Below are 19,285 nucleotides of genomic sequence, written 5' to 3'. Positions count from 1 at the left end.
CTTAAATTTTTAACTTTAACTTAAATTTCTTACTCTCTCGTATTACTACGAACTGCAAAATTTAATATTGCTTATACAATTTATACATGATGTTCTCACTAAGTAAGGAATTAGAAGAATATAGAGCAAAAATTAGAGAATATGCTCAGAAAACTGTAAGAGAATACGCAAAACAAATGGATGAAACAAATGATGGAGGCGATAAGATAGTAAAAGATCTAGGAGAAATGGGATTACTAGGAATGAAACAACCAACAAAATACGGAGGATTAGGATTAGGCGAAATGGCTTTTGCAATAGCAACAGAAGAATTAGGAGCTGAAAGTGGAGGAGCCTCACATTCCTTGCATACACAACAAAACGCATTACAGCTATTAGTCTCCGTAGGTGGAGATTCAGCACAAGAATGGATAGAGAAAGGAATAAAAGCAAAGGAAGTTTATGCAGTTGCATTAACAGAGCCACAAGCAGGTTCTGATTTAGGAGCTTTACAAACAACAGCAAAGCCAGATGGAAATGAATTAGTTTTAAATGGTGAGAAAATCTTCACTAGTGCGGCATCTTTCTCTACGAAAATGGTTGTTTTAGCAAGAACTAGTGGAAATCCAGGGGATAGACAAGGTATTTCACTCTTGCTTATAGATTCTAAACTCCCAGGAATAGAAATACATAAACTTGATATTATGGGGATTAGAGGTGCAGGAGTATCTTATGTTAAATTTAACAACGTGAGAATCCCAAAGGATAGTATAATAGGCAAAGAAGGTGATGCTTATAGAGGAGCATTAAAAGCTTTAATGGTTAGTAGAAACGGTTATGCTGGAATTGCAGTAGGAATTGCAAGAGGTGCTCTTGAAGAAGCTATTTCGAGAGCACAATCAAGAAAGCAATTTGGTAAAGCATTAATAGAACAAGAATGGATTTCCTTTAACTTGGCTGACGCTTACATAAAAGTTGAAGCGGCTAGATTACTCACATGGAGGGCAGCCCAATTATTTGATAATGATTACGAAGCAACTACAGAAGCATCTATGGCTAAATATTATGCTGCAGTAACAGCAACAGAAGTAACTAGACTTGCATTGCATATTTTCGGTGGACATGGATTAAATAGAGGTTCTAAAGTTGAAAGACTATATAGAGATGCAAAAATTATGGAAATAGCAGAAGGAACTAATGAAATGCAATTGGTAGCAGTATCTAGATTATTCCAACCAAAGAAATAAAGATGTAGAGAATAGCGAAGTTAACTGCCAAAACTGGTATTGAATATTTCATGAATTCAAAGAAACTAAAACTTTTTCCTCCTCTGCTTTCTGAAGCTTCAGATATAATTATATTACTTGCTGCACCAATTAATGTAAAGTTACCCGCTATTGTACTTCCCGCGGCTAATGCAATCCAATCAATAGTAGAAGTTGCCCCTAGGTGTATCATTTCTGGGATATATATTGCTACTAGTGGTACATTGCTTAAAACTTGACTTAATAAGATACTAGAAACCATAATTAGGAGAACATTGGTGGGTGGAGGTAAAACTTGGTATAATAGTTGAATTATACCACCTTTATAAAGACCTTCTGTAAAAATAAAGAGACCAGTAAAAAATAATATTGTTGACCAGTCAACCCTGCTCATTATTTCTCTCCTCTCTCTACTTATTAAAAGAAGAATTGATGAAGTTGTAAGAGATGCTAGTAGGATGTCAATTCTAACAAAACTCAAAATAAAGAATAATATCACAGTTATAAAAAGAAGAAATAGAGAAGAATAAGCAAGACGTTTATTCAATTTTATGTCTATTTTAATATCATCTATTTTTACACTTTCTAATCTATTCTTAAAGAGAAGCAACATAATATAGTATGATAAGAACAAGTTAAGAATAGTAGGAATAGCTAAAAATTCTAGGAACGAGACAAAAGGTTCTTTCAAATTTCCTTCAAGAGCTATAAGAAGATTCTGCGGATTTCCAGTAGGCATCATAACACTTCCTATTGTTACGCCGAAAGCTAGAGAATATAAGTATGGCATTTCATCTACGTTCATATATCTTGAAACCTCTAATATAACTGGAGTCCAACTAGCCGAAACACCATCATTAGTAACTAAATTTGATAAAAGTCCAGAATATAGTAGAATATAAAACATTATTTTCTTACTTTCCTTATATTTGTTTATAATCAAATAAGCTAAATATTTAAGAAAACCAGATACTTCAAGTGATGATGAAAAAATAAAGAGTGTGATAAGAAAGAGAATTACATCAAGATTAATCGATTCAAGAGCTTGATTAACATTAATAATACCGAAAACTATCATCAGAACTCCGCCAAAAAACATAGAAGTCCAAGGAGGTATTCTTGTTAAACCTCTAAAAGCAATCATACCATAAACTAAAATTGCAATAATCAAGGCAACTAGATACACAAGTTAAGTAATTGTGAAGGACTAAAAAGAGTATCTGAAAATTTAAACGCTAAAGAGCAATTTCCCTTATAACCCTTATTTACAAGCTAAATTTTTGTGAGATATTTCGTAGGACAAACATTTATTATAGCAGGTTTAACAATGTTATCATTGCTTTATCCTATTTCTCTATATCAGAATACACACTCTATGGTACTATTAGGGCTAAGTATAACACTAAATAACATAGCTAATGGTATCGGATCTTATATTTGGGGAGTTATAATAGATAAAAGCAAAGAAAGGTATTCCTTCTTCATATTATTACCTAGCGTTGGAATAATTATATCTTACTTAATACTTAAAACAAGTTTAGGAGTAATAGGGTATACAATTTTAGGTTTTTTCTCCGCACTTGATGGACCATTATATTCTGTCTTACTTTTAGAACAATTAGAAGCTGAAAAAACTGTATTAGGAAATGTGAGGCTTTCACAACTCTCTTTAGCAGGAAACATAATAGGAAGTTTACTAGGAGCATTAATTTATGATTTTAGAATAACAGTTATTTTATTTCTAGTTGCATTAGTACTTAACATTATATTTGTACCAAGATACAAGGGTGAAATTAGAGAGGACAAGAAAGAGAAAAGTAAAGCAATAAGAGATCTGTATGAGGCTTTGATTTCATTCTCTATGTTTAATTTGTCTGCTGAGATATTTTATGTAACATATATACCTACACTCACCTTGTTTAGAATCCCTAAATATATCTATTTCTTAAGTTATACATTTCTATATATAATTAATGAATTTATGTATAACAAGTCAATAAAAATTATAAAAGGAAATGAAATCTACTACAGTTTTCTAGTTATGAGTTTAAGAGGTATTATAATGATATTTATGGGCCTAATAACATTTTTAAAAATTAATATTTCAGATTCTATATTTATACCTTTTATAACCTTTGGCTCACTATATCCTCTATACAGCACGTCCTTCTTCTCACTTATATTTAAAAATCTTCAGAAAAATAGAGGAGCAATTCTAGGCATTTTTAACGCTGGTGAAAGCTTCGCCTCAGCTGGAGGTAGTGCATTAACTACATTAGTTTCAAATAACAATATTTCACAAGCTTACTTCATGGCGTTCTTTGGCTTCTCCTTATCCTTTTTCTTATGGCTAGACTTCTTAAATAAGAGATTGAATATAAAAATCTAGAATAGTTATTAGCTTTTAATACTTTTGGAAATTTTTATTTATATTTTAACAAAAACGAGATAACGCCATATAAGTATATAAATGACGGCATCATGTCCACTTATATTCCTTCTAATAACTTTGTGTAAAAAAGCCATAGTTTAACATAAATTATCTAGTAAGATAGTGCATATCAATCGCACTATACTATTTATTAAATCCCTAAATCTTCAGAATACTCGATATCTTATTTAATCCATGTATTTTCTAATATAGATGCCATGACTTATCAAATTCACAACTAGGCGTTAACATCGCATACACTGTAATTTTGGGTAAAAGTTTAAAAATAGTAAAATATGATGTAATTTTGACCTAAAATGAAGGGAATTTCAAACATAATATTTGCTGTAGTAGTTGTAATACTACTTATAGTTGCAGCAATAGGTTTTTATGAATATTCAACTATATCTGGGAAATACTCAGCACTTCAATCATCATATTCTTCGCTATCTTCACTTTCCTCTAGTTATATGAACCTCAGTAATCAATACATGTCACTACAATCAAAATATTCCCAATTATCTAAGAACTATACTGCACTAGAAGCAATGTATAATACACTTTTAACATACTTGAAAGGAAACGAATCTTTGCTTAGCATGTACCAAACTCTATATATGGAAGCTGAACACAACATAAGTGAGTTAGAAGCTCAATTACAAGCAGCTAAAACAACTTCTGGAAAAGAAGGTGCAGCATTAGATGTTGTAATGCTGTTTTATGATGGTATCGCAATCGAGAATCCAAATGATGTTACTCCATTCTTAGCACCAAACTTTACAGCAACAATACAGGGTGTACCATTCCCTGGAACCTATTCACTTTCATCATTTAACTCTACTTGGTTATCTGACTTCTTCTCTACATATGAAACTGTATACTTCTATACCACTGCATTACCTACAGTTACAGCATTAGGTAATAATACATACGAAATAACTGATGTAGTACAGTATTTTGTAGCGCCAACTAATGATCCCGTATATCTACAAGTGTTCAATGCATCTAATACAATAATAGTACAATACATACATGGAGTTCCATATATTACAAGCCTAATGTGGAAAGGAAATGAAGTCCCGCCATCAACAGTAATAGCAGGCTACCCATCACAACATATGTTGCAATCTAACCAAGTATTAGAAGAATACTTATATGAGATAAACGCTCTAGGTGCAGAATTTCCACCAAACGTTATAGCAACATACTTCTCACCCTCAGCAACGCTCATAATTAATGGTACTTTACCACCAGGATTAAAGGCTGGAACATATCAAGGATTATCAAATATAGAAAACTTCTTTAGTACATGGGATAGCTACTTTATATTTGTACTAGAATACTTACAGAATCTATTACCAAATGGAACAGCGGTACCACCTACAGTTCAAATTAATTTGTCGCCATCTGGAGCTAATGCTACATTAACAGTTAATGATACGGTTATATTTGGATTTGTAAATCAAGGTCAACCTGGATTCCCAGCAATCTATGATATGCATGCAATAGTAACTACTTACTTCGTATATAACTCAACTAGTAGCATGTGGCAAATAGTTAAGCAAGTATGGAATGTACAAATGGTCCCAATAGCTTCAGATACAATTTATTATCCATTAGGACCAGCAACCTTTATAGTAAATAGTGAAAGCACTGTAACAGTTAATGCAACAAAAGGTGCTGTAATAGCTGATGGTAATATAATTGTTACAATACAGCCTGGTACTTATGCTTACAATGCAATGACGAATCAGACATTATCATTGTACAATTTCTCTGTAATAACATTTAGTATGGAAGGAGTATATGCACCGCCTAACACGTCTTACACACCATTATACGCTTTTGCATTTGCAATTAATGGACAAATTACACCAGCGTGGGAGTTAGTTACTGCCACAAAGTCTCCATCACCTGCCATTACTATAGTCTTAGGAGCAACTGATACATGGACCTCATGGACATGGTTTGGAGGTACATTTAATGGAACAGTGTATATTGGTGGAAGCTACAAATTTGCTGACCACTGGATATATGGAGACGGAGTAATTGCAAACATACAATTCTTTAAACCAGTAATATGGATATTTGAAGCCTCGCAAACACCAGTAGGTCAACCACCCATGCCAGCAAGTGTATCAGTAAGCCCAGTATACGGTATGAATCCTGTAGTTGCATATACTTATCAGATAAATGGAACTGAAGGAGGAGTAGTATTCGCAGGAAACATTATAACTATAATTAAACCTGGGTCATATATAGTAAACACAACATCTAATGCAACACTAAAGACATATGACTTCTCAATTATCTATTATCAATTAAACAATCTACCCAATGCACCAAATGGGCAAACCCCAATATTAGGTTTTGCTTATGCAATTAATGGGCAAGTAACTACTAAATTATACTCTACACAACCGTGGATAACAGTTGTAATAACATCAGATTCACAATCAACCACTATGTGGACCTGGTTATCAAGTGGATATGTATTTAAAGATCCAATAATAATCGGAAATGGAATAGTAGTGAACTTAACATTCTTTAGACCAGTACCATGGATACTAACAATGCCTGCTATAACTTCTACTTCGACAACAACATCAACAACAACTTCATCATCAACTACTACCTCTTCTACTATTGGTTATTGGGAATAATAAGAATAAAAACAAAAAATTTATTTTTATTCAATTTTTATTAATATTCTTCCATCTCTATTTTTATTAAATAAATCTTGTAAAGCTTCTTTTCCATCTTCCAGTTTTCTTACTTTCCATACTTTTACTTTCAATTTCTTAGCCATAGAGGCTAATTCTACTAACTCTTTTCTATTACCTCCAGTAGTTCCTATTAGACTAGCATGTTTTCCATAAATTGCTCCTAAATCTAAACTTACATTACTACCCGTTATACCTCCAAAGAACAAGAGCTTTCCATTTAACCCTAGAACTGATAGGCTTTTGTCCCAAACGGATGAGCCTACCGAATTTATAACTATATCTGCCATTCTTCCATTAGTCAGTTCTTTCACTTTTTCCTCCACTTTATCATAACTAACTACTTCATCAGCACCAAATTCCTTAACCCAGTTTTTGTTACTTACTGCAATAACATATCCTCCCATCATTTTAGCAAACTGAACTGCAAATTGTCCTGTATTTCCACTAGCACCAAAAACCACTACAGTTTTACCAAATACTTGCACAGTGCTTAATGCATGATAAGCGGTTAATGCGGCTACTGGTAAACTTGCAGCTATCTCATCATTAATCCCTTCAACTTTTACAAGATTATGTTCTGAAACAGAAAAATATTCAGAAAAACCTCCATTAGTTATTATACTAATTATTCCACCATTTCTACATAACTGTTCCATACCTTGTAAGCACATATCACACTTTCCATCAAATACTCTATTATAGACAACAACTTTATCGCCGATATTTACACTTTTTACGTGATCCCCTACTTTAGCGACTTCTCCGTATATCTCTGCACCAGGGATATGAGGCATAGGAGTTACTGGTATAAAATTAACTACAAAATAATCAATAGGATTAACACCAGCCATTTTTACTTTTACGAGAACATCATGCGGACCTAAAGTTGGTTCTTTTACATCAGATATTTTTAGGTTTTCAATTCCCGATTTCTCAAAAATTAAGGCTTTCATCATAATCATTTATGTATATATTAGTATAAATCTAACTTAACTTAAGTAAAGCTAATTTTCTTTGATTTATAAATAACAATCTTAATGAAAGTAGATATACCATTAGAAATTAAGATTTAAGAAATTTTTTACGCCTTTCTATTGCTTCTTGGTATACTTGCTTCTCTCTTTCTGTTATCGGAGTGTACTCTTTTACTTTAGTTGGCCTTCCAGATTTATCTATTCTTACATAATTAAAATATGCTGTAGTTACATGTTCTTCTACGAAATTTCTAGGATCTAATCTTATCACATTTAGTATCACTTCAAAAGAAGTACTCCCTACATAAGAAATTCCAGCTCTTATTTTAATGATATCTGAGAGCCTTATGGGAGTATAAAAGCTAGTACTATTAATAGAGACTGTAACTACTGCACCTTCTTCTGAGATGTAATTAAGGCATAATGCACCACCAATGTCGTCCATTAATTTAAGCAATTTTCCAGCTGAAATTATTCTTCCGTCATAAGTCATATCTGGAGTTACAATATACGTTGACTCAGTTCTATATCTTAATCCATATGTAGGATCTGAAGTATCATATCTCTTTCTTATTCTATCCTTAATATTTTCTGCCCTTTCTTGCCTTCTTTTTAACGCTTTATTATACCTTTCTAACTCTTCATTACTTTCTGCATAAACTTTATTCTCTACAATAGTTGGTCTTAGAAATTCATCAACTTTAACATATGTAGCAAAAGCTTCTACTAACACTTCATCTCCCTTAATAGCCCTCATAGATACTTCCATTGAAGTATTGCCTACGTAATCCACTTCAGCCTCTATATCTATTATATCACCTAACATTATGGGTTTTTTAAATATAACATCGTCAATTGAAGCTATTACAGCTAAACCTCTAGCCACTTTCATTGCTGAAATCATTCCAGTATCTACAAGAAAATTTAACATATCTCCACCGTGTAATCTGCCTAAGAAATTAGTATTTTCATAATGAATGAGTCTTTTTGTTATTACTCTCGTATTAGAGATTCTCAAATAAGACACCATTTATTTCGTCAGCTACTTTTAAATATTTTTTATCTAATTTAGAGTACTCTAATGCGTAATCTCTCAATTGATCTAGTATATTTTTCCAGTTAACTTTTATATCTCTCAATACATCATCGGGTATTTTATCTAGCTCTATTCTTTTATGATTAGCTGAGAAAAAAGGTAAAAATTCATCTTCTGACAATGAAATAACTACAACCCCATTCCTATCTAGAACATATTCATGAACTCCTTTTTTTGATAGGGAGATACCAAAATCATCTGAAGGAGGAATTAATTTCATTATCTCCCTTAAGAACTGTAAAACACTTTCTTTATCTCCTTTACTTTTCATTTTTCTTAACGAAACTTCTAATTCACTCATCTCAACCAGCCTTAGATAAATCGTAATGCCCTAATGGAGGTGGTACTGGAACTCTTATTTTAATTTTTCCCTCTCTTAACCATGGAGATAATAAATATGCAACACCATTTTTTTCCCAGCTTAAAATTTTCGCATCACTTCTTGATAATCCTAAATTTTCAGCTACCTCAGGCTTAATTCTAAAAATTACCTTAGTATTTGCTAACTGTACAATTATATCAGAAAGATCATTGGGATTATGTGTAGAGAAAATAAAACCCACTCTTCTCCTTCTTCCAAGTCTCATCATTGTTGATATTTTTCCCGCTACTCTTTTAACATAGTTTGCATCCTCTTCACTACCCTTACCTGATGGGAAAAATTTATGAGCCTCATCAATAATAAGAACTAGTCTATCCTTAAGATTGCCCTTCTTCATGTCAAGCTCTCTTAGTTCAAATATCTTATCTAGAAAATAATATGATATTATTTTCTGGGAAAAATCATCTAACTCACTATTATATAAATCTAGAACCAATAGCTTATTAGAATCATATAATATTTTCTTCAGGGGCTCTTTTTTCACGCCTACATCAAATAATCCAGTTTCTTTTAATAAATATAAACCTCGTATAATGTTTTCCTTTGTACTTTTATGTATACTAAGCTTCTCTATATCATCAGTGTTCATAGCTTCTATTAAATCATCTAGAGAGTTGAATTCACTCCCTTTTTTCTTTATCAATATCTTGAGAAATTGAGTTGCTTGCTCAGAAAAATATGGATTTAATCTATGTATCAATTTCTTTACATCGTTAAATCTAAAATAAAAAGGGAAGATATAAGTTTCTGCTTTCCATTCACTATTACTAATAACAATACTTCCAGGATTAACGGATGTATAAAAGTTAAAGCCTTTCCTTTTAAGATAATTTATAATTGGCTCTACATACAGCTTATAGTATGAAGAAGTTATAGATAATAAATCCTTTTTTCCATCTGTATATTTCTTTAACCATTTCTTAGAAACAGGATATATGATCCCCAATTTTATACCATTAATTTTAGAATACAGATTCTCAAACATAGAAAGACTTTCATTTACTAACTTATTACTCTTATCTGGAGGTAAAAAGATATGATAATAATCACCAGTTGCATCAAATACAAAAACTTTTGTGTCCTCCGCGACTTTATATATTCCAGCTATTAGATCCTTTACAAAGGATGTTTTTCCAGCACCAGTGGTACCTAAAATCAACATATGGTAATTGAGATCATCCAGGCTAATACTAACTTTGATTTTATTTTCTGGAGAATCAAGAAAGCCTAGCCTAAGAAGACCCCTATTAGTATCTAAAGCTCTTTCTATTATATCTGGGTTAGGTAAAATCACAGGCGATTGTGGTTCAATTATTATATCTGCTGCTTCTGGTTCTGTAGATTCAAGAACGTTTATTTTAGTCAGCATTTCACACTTAATTACAACATTCGATACTAATGAACCTGGTTCTTCATCATTTGTCTCATTTACTGAGAGTAAGGGCGAATCTGAAAATAATAATGATGATACGTCACTTCGCTCATAACCAACTACTCTCAAAAGAATAAAATAAAGGGTTTTAATGTCAATAGCTCCTAAAAGAATTCCTATTCTTCCTAGAAACGGATACTTATAGTATGTCTGAGCATCTAGGATTACATTTACAATATTATTTTCCTCATCAATTCTATTTGGAATGTATTTTGCTACTCTACCTATGATAGTTCCTAGCGTTATAGCTAAAGCTTTAGCTTTTTCCATCCTATCTTTTACAGAAGATATAAAGTCCTCAGACAAGATCGTACACCTCAAACTTATTCTTAAAACTTTCTTGGAGCCCTATTCTATCAATAGAATATAGAATATATTTTATTATACCACTAGAAAGCTCTTTAGCAGTTTTATCTGCTATAGATAGTATTTTAGGAATTCCATCATTGGAAAATGGTAAAGAGGCAACAATAGCTGGTGCGTTTTTATTTAACGACTCTATTCTTAATATAGAAAATTTAGGTAAATATTTATGATATGGGATAACTAAATAATTTACATAGTATCTTATTTTATCAATTTCCCTTATAAGTGGACCTACTGATATAATTGGATAAGGAGGATTATAATTGAACCTAACCAACTGAAATAGAAAAGCTTCATCAGATAAAAAACTCCTAGGGTTTATTTTATATCTGGATATAAACTCCTCACTATCTTTTAGAGTATTAACTAAGAGATTAGATTTGTCAAGCCTTTTTACTATTCCCACATATTTTTCATCTAAAACTTTTATTCTCTCCTTGACTATATACTCTCTTACTTTTTCTGGCAAGTAAATATGTGAAGGAAATAAAGGACCATCTATTACTGTTAATCCTTTATCCTTAGTAATTTTAAGTCCTTCTGTCTCAAGAATACTTCTCAGTTCTGTTTCTATTCTTTCTGGTTCCTGAATAGATAAAAATGGTTCACCGGTGAGAGAAACTGAAGTAAAAAAAGAATTAGAAGAATACAAGAATGGCTCTATTTTACCCTTTATAGGGTTAGAAGAAGCTAGTCCTATAAAGGGCTTTTTTATAGGTAAAGAAGGCAATCCGAAAAGGGAAGGATAAACTCCTATTATGGGATAGGTTGATGAAGATATTGCCAGAGTATTTATAGAAATTATTCCGCCAGCTGATATTAGACTTCGACTACTTCCATCAACTGCATAAATAACCTCATTTTCCCTTCTTATTACATCGATTTCCGTAACAATTTCTTTTTCTTTTACACCTAAGATAGCTTTGTCTTTCTCTTGGTTTTCATCATTTTTAACTATAACAGTAAAATAATCTTTAACATATTTTTGAATAATCTCATCAAGTAATACAAATAATCCCTTATTTTCAGTCATCTTTCATATAAAAATATCGAGAGAAATATTTAAATATGGCGTAATACCAATGGGTATTACCTCTTCTTATTCATCTTTCATAAGTTGTCTAATTGCTACAATTACTGGATCCCAAACTCTACTAATTGCTGGTAAGTAACCCATCTCAATGAAGAATGTATCTTCTATGGTAAAGCCTTTCATTATCGCTGCAGCCATCATATCTATTCGTCCTAATACTTCTTCACCACCAACGATTTGAGCACCTAAAATTCTCTTAGTGTTTTCATCTGCTATAATTTTTACATGAATATCTTTAGCGTCAGGATAATATCTTGCTCTAGTCTTCCCACTTATAGTTGCTGATATAGGTTTAAATCCGTGAAGCCTTGCCTCATCTTCTTGTAAACCCACTCGTCCTATATAAAATTCTTTGTACTTAGTAATTTGGGTGTTCACAACTCCTGGGAATCTCATTTCATGACCGCCTATATTACTTCCAGCCACATAACCCATCTTATTAGCTACTGGTGCAAAAGGAACCCATGCGGGTTTTTTAGTTATTATATTTACTGATTCAGTGTTATCACCAGCTGAATAAACTTCCCTATAGTTAGTCCTCATGTGATCATCAACCTTTATAGCTCCAGTCTCTCCTAATTTTATTTTATCTTTTACAAGTTCAACATTTGGTGCAACTCCTATTGCTATTATAGTGCCATCTACTTGGTACTTTCCCTTATCTGTGACTATTAACCTACCTCCTTCCTTTATAGTCTCAACGCTCTCATTGAGTCTAACTTCTGCATCTTTAGAAACTCTTTGAGTTATTATATTTCCCAGTTCAGTGTCTATAGTCTTATTTAGCAAATACTTACTCCTGTGAATCAAAATTACCTTTTTGCCTATATGAGTTAGTGCCTCCGCCATTTCTATACCTAATATTCCACCTCCTACTATTGCGATAGTATTTAAAGACCAAAGTCTCTCTCTTAATTCTACTGCATTAGCCGGATGATGTGCATAAAAAATCCTATCATTTCCGTCTTCAACTGGAATTTTTCTAGGTATAGCTCCCGTACTAATAACTAAATAATCATATTCAGCTTTGATTTTTCCTTCTCTAGATTCCCCATATACTATCCGGGAATCAAAATCAATTTCTGTTACTTTCGTATTAGTTTTTACATGAATTTTTCTCTTTTCTTCAAAAAATTGTGGAGTATAAGTCATAAAAAGATTCTCGTCATTAAATAATCCTTCAACGAAATAAGGAATTCCACAAGGTGCATGACTAACCATTTTTGTTGATTCAAATACAACAATTTCCATGTCTGGCTTTAATCTCCTAGCTCTTGAAGAAGCACTCATTCCAGCAGCTCCGCCACCTACTGCTACTAAAGTTTCCATACATTAAATTAAGAGAAGACCTTTTTATATAGTATTAATAAGATTCTTTTATGGAGACAACAAGAAATCTATTTGAGGATTTAATAAAAAAACTTGAAACTATAAGTGAAGCTGGCTTAAGTTTTAATGAGGCTGAAATATTAAAATTTTTAAAGGCAGAAAGTAAAAAACAGTTAGAAATATTTGATAAACTTGAAAATTCCATAAAGTTACAAAATTGGAATGAAGCTATTTCGAACTTTTTAATTCTTGTAGAGAGAATAAATGTTTCCTTATTATTCTTATTACAACCCACAAATTATTCTACTCTAGTTAACAGTAGAATATCTAGTCTTTTTGAGGAATATTTATCTATAATATCTCTTTATGTTTCCTCTTCTTTGTTACAATTAAGACCTAATTTAAAGAAAATTGGGATAGAGAGTATAACTGCGTCAATTTCTTCTAATCCACCATCGATTAATATATCTATGGTGATTAAAAGTGAATAATCCATATGAGAATTGGATTAATTTTTTTCAAGAGGCCTTAAACACAAATATACCTAGTATAGAAAAGATTGAGGAACTCGTTTATTTAGGAATAGGAGGAAGCGGAATACCTGGAAGGATACTAGAAATATTAGAACTGCCAGTTAAATACCAATTATTTAGAGGTTATAAGGTAAAGGTAAATGAAAAGAGTACAGTTATTGCAGTTAGCTATTCTGGAAATACTACAGAAACAATATTTGCATTATTAACTTCTCTAAAAAAAACTAGAAAAGCTATAGTAATAACATCTGGCGGAAAAATTGAAGAAATAGCAAGCAAACACAATTTACCGGTAATAAAACTTCCTAAAGGTTTACAAACCAGATTTGTATTCCCCTATATTTTTACTTATCTTATTAGAATAATTAACGAAGGTTTAGGGACGAATTATAATGTAAACGAATTAGTAGAGGGAATTAAAGATTATTCTAAGTTAAATGAAATTTCTGGGATTTTAGCTTCCCAAATTATTGGTAAAATACCGATAATTTATTCATCAACTTTTCTTCCAATAGCCGAAAGATTTAAACAAGAAATTAATGAAAATGCGAAATATCCTGCATTTTATAATGAGTTACCAGAAGCAAATCATAATGAAATAGAATTGTATTCATATCCTTCTCCCTATACTTTTTATCCGATTGTTATAGTTTCAGACAAACTTGATGAAGAGTCTGCAAATTTAATTAACGCATATAAGATATATCCCTTATATCAATCAATTTTAAAGAACATTGCTAGTTTAACACTATTAGCCGGACTTACATCAGTTAAGCTAGCAATGTTATTAGGAGTTAAACCTGAACAACTTAATATAATACCAAAAATAAGGGAAAAAACCTTTAAGTTGTTTGAGGGTGATATTAATGCAGATCAGAATTTATAATACATTAGGAAGAAAAATTCAACCATTAGAGACCGTAGAACCGCAAACTGTCAAAATGTATGTATGTGGTCCAACAGTATATGATTACCTTCATATAGGACACGGTAGAACATTTGTATCCTTTGACGCAATGGTTAGATATCTAAGATTAAGAGGATATAACGTTATTAGAGTTCAAAATATTACAGATATAGATGATAAGATAATAAAGAAAGCACAAGAAACAGGTAAAGATTGGACAGAAATTGTAGATTTTTACACAAAAGACTACCTTAATGCATTAACTCAATTAAAGATCGAAATAGACCAACACCCTAGAGTAACCTATCACATTAAGGAAATTATTAATTTCATACAAAAATTGATAGATAAAGGACATGCGTATGTAGCAAAGAGTGGTAGCGTATATTTTGATGTTGATTCATTTCCTTCTTATGGATTACTTTCTGGGACTAAAAAAGAAGAATGGAATCAAGGAGAGGAATTTGTTAAAGAAAAGAAAAATCCTTATGATTTTGCATTATGGAAAGCTTGGAAACCGGGAGAACCCTATTGGGAATCTCCATGGGGCAAAGGAAGACCAGGTTGGCATATAGAATGTTCAACAATGTCAATGAGATATTTAGGTGAAGAATTTGATATTCACGGCGGAGGAATAGATCTTATTTTTCCTCATCATGAAAATGAAAGAGCACAAAGTGAGGCACTACTTGGAAAACAGTGGGTAAAATATTGGGTTCATGTATCTTACCTTACTATAAGGAAAGAAAAGATGAGCAAATCTCTTGGAAACATAATTCCCCTTAACGAGGCACTAAAGAAATGGGGACCTTCAGTGTTACGATATTGGTATCTTTCATCACATTATAGAAGTAGTCTAGACTTTAATGAAGACTCGTTAGAGCAAGCTAAAAATGCCTTAACAAGACTAAAAGATGCAATTAGTATAATTAGAGATGTCATTAAAGAAGGTCCTAAATATTATTCAAAAGACGAGGATATACAAGTACAAAGGAACATTGTAGAGTTAATTAAGAGTTTTCATGCTGCCATGAGTGAAGATTTTGACACAGCAAAAGCATTATCATATATTCATGAAATTGTTAGCTTAGTTTTCGGAAAAATACAGTATAGTAGAGACTTTATGTCAGCAATGTTAGCATTTGATGCGCTTAGACAATTCAACTACGTGTTCGGTGTAATGGATGAAGAATTTTATCCTACATATGAGATGTTAGGTAAAGTGATAGATGCAGTAGTGGAAATAAGAAATCAGCTCAGAATGAAAAAAATGTACGATTTAAGTGATCAAATAAGAGCTATTTTAGCTAATGCTGGAGTAAAGGTATTAGATAGTAAAGACAAATCTACTTGGAGATTTGAGTAGATCTTTCCGTTATTATGATTGGTGTTTTTTCACCGTCAAAATATCTTTTTAGCATCTCTATGGTAGTAGGACTAACCGATATATTTGTTAATTCGTCTAGAGAGAAAAATCTCGCATCTTCAGCATCACTACTTGCCATAAGTTTTCCCTCAATATTTTCACACACGAAATCTAGAATAACATAGTGAAAACCTTCCTTAATTATTTCGACTATAGCTAATAACTCCTTCACTCTAACATCTAAATTTGTTTCTTCTTTAATCTCTCTCTTAACAGCTTCTTCTAATGTTTCACCATATTTTACCTTTCCTCCGGGTATAGCCCAACTACCTTTATTCGGTGGATTTTTTCTTTTTACAAGTAAAACTTTTCTCTGTTTATTGAAAATAACTCCTCCTACTGCTACTAAAGGATATTCCATATAAAGTTTACATGGGAAAAAAGTTAATATATAGTTAGTTTACGTAGAAATGAGATGATTAAAAGTATTTTACTCCTATTGTTAATATTACCCTTGCCCCTAATAATAGCTAATTCACTGCCAACAATATATAATAACTATGATCATGTCCAAGTAATTAATAACATAACTATTTATAAAAATCTAGAATATAAAATAGTGCTAGAAAAGAGTGTTACAGTTAACGAGACACAGTCAAGTATAGTTAATAAAACTACTACTACAACAACAGTAAAGCCAACAACTGTACAAAAAGTAATCTCCTCTTATATAGTAAACTATACTGTAACCAATATCACTGGAACAACAATTAATGTTACTATTTCTGGGAACTTTACAAAGAACTTTACTTTTATACAGCAAGGTAATCATTCTATTAATTTATTTACAGATATAATGAACGTAAAATATCCTTACATATTACCATTTCTATTGCTAAACAACACATACGCTCTAGTTACCGGCTCTACATATGTAATGTTTTTTGTAAAAATGCAGAACTACACTATAAATGGGAAAAATATTACGGCGTATGATTACTTTATAGTATACAACTCCTCGTATTTCCAAGAATATGAGATACTTTATAATGGATACTTAGCCAATTATTCTACAACATATAACGGCTCTACGTTAATTATGAGTTTGTTAAATTATTATAATGAATTTAACATTACGTTAAACTCTAATACGAATTCATACTTATCACAACCTTATCTTTACATAGAATACTTGTACAGTTCCGCATCAAAGACATTACAAGCCAGCAACTATGTTGAAGCATATTATCCTTTAATAGCTGGTAATTATGTAGGGCAAATAGTATATTTACTTTATCCACATGAAGGAAAACTCGTTGAACCAGAGACCTTTTATGGATTAAATGTAAATTTTGAACTATACTTTAAACCAATTAATGACTTAGTTCTAACATTTATGCCCTCTAACGATACTACAATTACTTGGAATGGAAGATTATTTAGCTATGTAAATATTACTCCCATGAAGCTTGTTAATGGGAGCATAGTAAATACAATGCTTTATAGAAATGTGAGTACTAATACTACTGTATATTTATACTTCTCACAACAATCACATATATTATTAGAAGAACTCATCTATAGCAATTTACTTCACAACTATACAATAAAATTAGATTATCTAGGAAATCAATTTGTAAGTTTAGACCAGAATTATATAAATGTTACTTTTACAACATATAAGACTTTACCCTATTCTTTAGTAAACTTTAATGAAGGATTAGTAATTGCGATAGTGTTTACTGTAATAGTCTCTGCAATAATTATTCTTTTTAGACAGAGATAAATTGTAAGTTAAAACAACTAAAGTAAAGTATATAGATAAGTTAAAATTTTTAAATTGAGAATATAGAGAACGAGATCATGAATTCAGCCGTCCAAGAAACCCTTACCTCAAATCTTTATGATCAACAAGTTAAAAAGTTATACCATGTAGGTGGAATCCTAGGTCTAACAGAAGATGTTTTACAAGTTTTATCAACTCCGGAAAGGGTAATACAGGTAAAAATTGAAATAAAAGGAGCTGATGGTAAAGTAAAAACATTTGTAGGATGGAGATCTCAACACAACAGTGCATTAGGACCTTACAAAGGTGGAGTAAGATACCATCCGGATGTCACACAAGACGAAGTTATAGCGTTGTCAATGATGATGACATGGAAAAACTCATTACTTCAATTACCTTATGGTGGTGGAAAAGGAGGTATAAGAGTCGATCCCTCAAAGCTAACGAAAGAAGAGTTAGAAGCATTATCCCGTAGATATGTAGATGCACTATATAAATATATTGGAAGTGATATAGATATACCAGCACCAGATGTAAATACTAATCCACAGATTATGGCGTGGTATTTAGATGAGTACATAAAAATAACTGGAAAAGCAGATTTTGCAGTATTCACTGGTAAACCTATAGAACTAGGAGGACTACCTGCACGAATATACAGTACTGGACTTGGTGTAGCTACAATAGCTAAAGCTTCAGCTAAAAAATTCTTAGGTGGAATTGAAGGTGCTACAGTAATAATCCAAGGATTTGGAAATGTGGGTACTTATACAGCCAAATTCTTGCAAGAAATGGGTGCAAAAATAATTGGGGTAAGTGATTCTAAAGGTGGTGTGATAGATCCTAATGGTATTGATGTTCAAAAAATAATAGAAATAAAAGAATCAACTGGTTCAGTAATTAATTATCCATCTGGTAAGAAAGTCACAAATGACGAGTTACTAATATCCGAATGTGACATTCTTATCCCAGCAGCCTTAGAAAATGTAATAAACAAGTTTAATGCACCAAAAGTAAAGGCTAAATTAATTGTAGAGGGGGCTAATGGACCTCTTACTGCAGATGCAGATGCTATAATGAAAGAAAGAGGAATACCAGTAGTTCCAGATATTTTAGCTAATGCTGGAGGTGTTGTTGGAAGTTACGTAGAATGGGCTAATAATAAAATGGGAGAAATAATGAGCGAAGAAGAAGCCAGAAAATTAATTATACAAAGGATGGAAAACGCATTTGAAGGAGTATATCAAAAGTATAACAAATTAGGTGATCAAGACCTAAGGACAGCAGCAATGGCAATTTCAATCGAAAGAGTAGTAAATGCTATGAAAGCTAGAGGTATGTTATAACAATAGTAAGTATTAAAAAGATAATAAATATTATTATACCTAAAATTAACATAGTTTTTGCTATTTTTTTATTGCTTCCAAAAACTATAGGAATAGGTCCTATAAATATAACTCCCCCATATTCGCTTCTTTGTTCTCCTTGCCTATTTTCTTCCTCTTCTGCTCTTCTTTTTTCACTCTTCGTAAATTCTAAGAAGAGACCTACTATTACTAATATTAGACCTAAAAATATTGCAGTTAAACCAATAGCAAACAATAACTCACTCATAGTTTT

General features: G+C 31.8%; 17 protein-coding genes. 8 read left to right on the top strand and 9 right to left on the bottom strand.

From position 1 onward, the window contains the following. Positions 1-89: 89 nt before the first annotated feature. Positions 90-1,226 (top strand): acyl-CoA dehydrogenase family protein, encoded by a 1,137-nt coding sequence (locus tag STK_RS12470; RefSeq protein ID WP_052846754.1) that lies wholly within the window; start codon positions 90-92, stop codon positions 1,224-1,226. Here STK_RS12470 and STK_RS12465 read toward each other — a convergent pair. Next, entirely contained in the window at positions 1,201-2,430 is a 1,230-nt protein-coding gene (locus STK_RS12465; RefSeq protein ID WP_010980340.1) for an anion transporter, read from the bottom strand. The two genes, STK_RS12470 and STK_RS12465, sit on opposite strands and share 26 nt — an antisense overlap. A gap of 96 nt (positions 2,431-2,526) precedes the next feature. On the opposite strand from STK_RS12465, the gene STK_RS12460 reads away from it, so the two are divergent. Next, positions 2,527-3,633: an MFS transporter gene (locus STK_RS12460; RefSeq protein WP_010980339.1), complete on the top strand. Its 1,107-nt coding sequence runs from the start codon at positions 2,527-2,529 to the stop codon at positions 3,631-3,633. Between the two features lie 359 nt (positions 3,634-3,992). Next, positions 3,993-6,338 carry a hypothetical protein gene (locus tag STK_RS12455; RefSeq protein ID WP_010980338.1) on the top strand — a complete coding sequence of 782 codons (2,346 nt, stop codon included), beginning with the start codon at positions 3,993-3,995 and terminating at the stop codon, positions 6,336-6,338. Between the two features lie 26 nt (positions 6,339-6,364). Here the strand turns inward: STK_RS12455 and STK_RS12450 are convergent, their stop codons facing one another. From STK_RS12450 to STK_RS12425, 6 genes are all read right to left on the bottom strand, one after another. Beyond that, positions 6,365-7,354, bottom strand: a complete 990-nt coding sequence (locus tag STK_RS12450) for an alcohol dehydrogenase catalytic domain-containing protein (protein ID WP_052846753.1) — start codon at positions 7,352-7,354, stop codon at positions 6,365-6,367. Between the two features lie 109 nt (positions 7,355-7,463). Beyond that, positions 7,464-8,402, bottom strand: coding sequence for an acyl-CoA thioesterase (locus STK_RS12445; RefSeq protein WP_052846752.1), 939 nt, complete (start codon positions 8,400-8,402; stop codon positions 7,464-7,466). Then, positions 8,380-8,772, bottom strand: coding sequence for a hypothetical protein (locus STK_RS12440; protein WP_010980335.1), 393 nt, complete (start codon positions 8,770-8,772; stop codon positions 8,380-8,382). Before STK_RS12440 ends, STK_RS12445 begins: the two co-directional genes overlap by 23 nt. 1 nt (position 8,773) lies before the next feature. Further along, positions 8,774-10,591: an ATP-binding protein gene (locus STK_RS12435; protein WP_420825181.1), complete on the bottom strand. Its 1,818-nt coding sequence runs from the start codon at positions 10,589-10,591 to the stop codon at positions 8,774-8,776. Beyond that, complete coding sequence (locus STK_RS12430) at positions 10,584-11,684, bottom strand: DNA double-strand break repair nuclease NurA (RefSeq protein ID WP_010980333.1); 1,101 nt, start codon at positions 11,682-11,684, stop codon at positions 10,584-10,586. Before STK_RS12430 ends, STK_RS12435 begins: the two co-directional genes overlap by 8 nt. A gap of 66 nt (positions 11,685-11,750) precedes the next feature. Then, a complete protein-coding gene (locus STK_RS12425; protein ID WP_010980332.1) occupies positions 11,751-13,073 on the bottom strand; it encodes an FAD-dependent oxidoreductase in 1,323 nt (440 codons plus the stop codon). Between the two features lie 50 nt (positions 13,074-13,123). Between STK_RS12425 and STK_RS12420 the strand changes: the two genes are divergently transcribed. From STK_RS12420 to cysS, 3 genes are read left to right on the top strand one after another with little or no spacing between them, the layout of a single operon-like run. Next, positions 13,124-13,564: a hypothetical protein gene (locus STK_RS12420; protein ID WP_010980331.1), complete on the top strand. Its 441-nt coding sequence runs from the start codon at positions 13,124-13,126 to the stop codon at positions 13,562-13,564. Next, a complete protein-coding gene (locus STK_RS12415; protein WP_010980330.1) occupies positions 13,557-14,492 on the top strand; it encodes a bifunctional phosphoglucose/phosphomannose isomerase in 936 nt (311 codons plus the stop codon). The genes STK_RS12420 and STK_RS12415 overlap by 8 nt, the downstream gene beginning before the upstream one ends. Next, positions 14,473-15,879, top strand: a complete 1,407-nt coding sequence (gene cysS, locus STK_RS12410) for a cysteine--tRNA ligase (RefSeq protein ID WP_052847028.1) — start codon at positions 14,473-14,475, stop codon at positions 15,877-15,879. The genes STK_RS12415 and cysS overlap by 20 nt, the downstream gene beginning before the upstream one ends. Here cysS and STK_RS12405 read toward each other — a convergent pair. Further along, positions 15,860-16,300, bottom strand: a complete 441-nt coding sequence (locus STK_RS12405) for an NUDIX hydrolase (RefSeq protein ID WP_010980328.1) — start codon at positions 16,298-16,300, stop codon at positions 15,860-15,862. The two genes, cysS and STK_RS12405, sit on opposite strands and share 20 nt — an antisense overlap. A gap of 54 nt (positions 16,301-16,354) precedes the next feature. Here STK_RS12405 and STK_RS12400 point away from each other — a divergent pair, with 54 nt between their 5' ends. Continuing rightward, positions 16,355-17,665: a hypothetical protein gene (locus STK_RS12400; protein WP_010980327.1), complete on the top strand. Its 1,311-nt coding sequence runs from the start codon at positions 16,355-16,357 to the stop codon at positions 17,663-17,665. A 77-nt stretch (positions 17,666-17,742) separates the two neighbouring features. Continuing rightward, a complete protein-coding gene (locus STK_RS12395; protein ID WP_010980326.1) occupies positions 17,743-19,011 on the top strand; it encodes a Glu/Leu/Phe/Val family dehydrogenase in 1,269 nt (422 codons plus the stop codon). Here the strand turns inward: STK_RS12395 and STK_RS12390 are convergent. Then, positions 18,995-19,279 (bottom strand): TIGR00304 family membrane protein, encoded by a 285-nt coding sequence (locus STK_RS12390; RefSeq protein ID WP_010980325.1) that lies wholly within the window; start codon positions 19,277-19,279, stop codon positions 18,995-18,997. The two genes, STK_RS12395 and STK_RS12390, sit on opposite strands and share 17 nt — an antisense overlap. Positions 19,280-19,285: the final 6 nt, after the last annotated feature.

Source organism: Sulfurisphaera tokodaii str. 7 (assembly GCF_000011205.1).
GTDB lineage: Archaea > Thermoproteota > Thermoprotei_A > Sulfolobales > Sulfolobaceae > Sulfurisphaera > Sulfurisphaera tokodaii.
The sequence above is the reverse complement of the archived record's forward strand: the minus strand, read 5'-3'. Positions and strand labels throughout refer to the sequence as shown.

Excerpts from the sequence above, each read along its gene's own strand:
- STK_RS12450 (WP_052846753.1), bottom strand. The coding sequence starts at position 7,354 with ATGAAAGCCTTAATTTTTGAGAAATCGGGAATTGAAAACCTAAAAATA.
- STK_RS12390 (WP_010980325.1), bottom strand. The coding sequence starts at position 19,279 with ATGAGTGAGTTATTGTTTGCTATTGGTTTAACTGCAATATTTTTAGGT.
- STK_RS12470 (WP_052846754.1), top strand. The coding sequence starts at position 90 with ATGTTCTCACTAAGTAAGGAATTAGAAGAATATAGAGCAAAAATTAGA.
- STK_RS12395 (WP_010980326.1), top strand. The coding sequence starts at position 17,743 with ATGAATTCAGCCGTCCAAGAAACCCTTACCTCAAATCTTTATGATCAA.
- STK_RS12425 (WP_010980332.1), bottom strand. The coding sequence starts at position 13,073 with ATGGAAACTTTAGTAGCAGTAGGTGGCGGAGCTGCTGGAATGAGTGCT.
- STK_RS12440 (WP_010980335.1), bottom strand. The coding sequence starts at position 8,772 with ATGAGTGAATTAGAAGTTTCGTTAAGAAAAATGAAAAGTAAAGGAGAT.
- STK_RS12420 (WP_010980331.1), top strand. The coding sequence starts at position 13,124 with ATGGAGACAACAAGAAATCTATTTGAGGATTTAATAAAAAAACTTGAA.
- STK_RS12405 (WP_010980328.1), bottom strand. The coding sequence starts at position 16,300 with ATGGAATATCCTTTAGTAGCAGTAGGAGGAGTTATTTTCAATAAACAG.
- STK_RS12455 (WP_010980338.1), top strand. The coding sequence starts at position 3,993 with ATGAAGGGAATTTCAAACATAATATTTGCTGTAGTAGTTGTAATACTA.
- STK_RS12430 (WP_010980333.1), bottom strand. The coding sequence starts at position 11,684 with ATGACTGAAAATAAGGGATTATTTGTATTACTTGATGAGATTATTCAA.
- cysS (WP_052847028.1), top strand. The coding sequence starts at position 14,473 with ATGCAGATCAGAATTTATAATACATTAGGAAGAAAAATTCAACCATTA.
- STK_RS12400 (WP_010980327.1), top strand. The coding sequence starts at position 16,355 with ATGATTAAAAGTATTTTACTCCTATTGTTAATATTACCCTTGCCCCTA.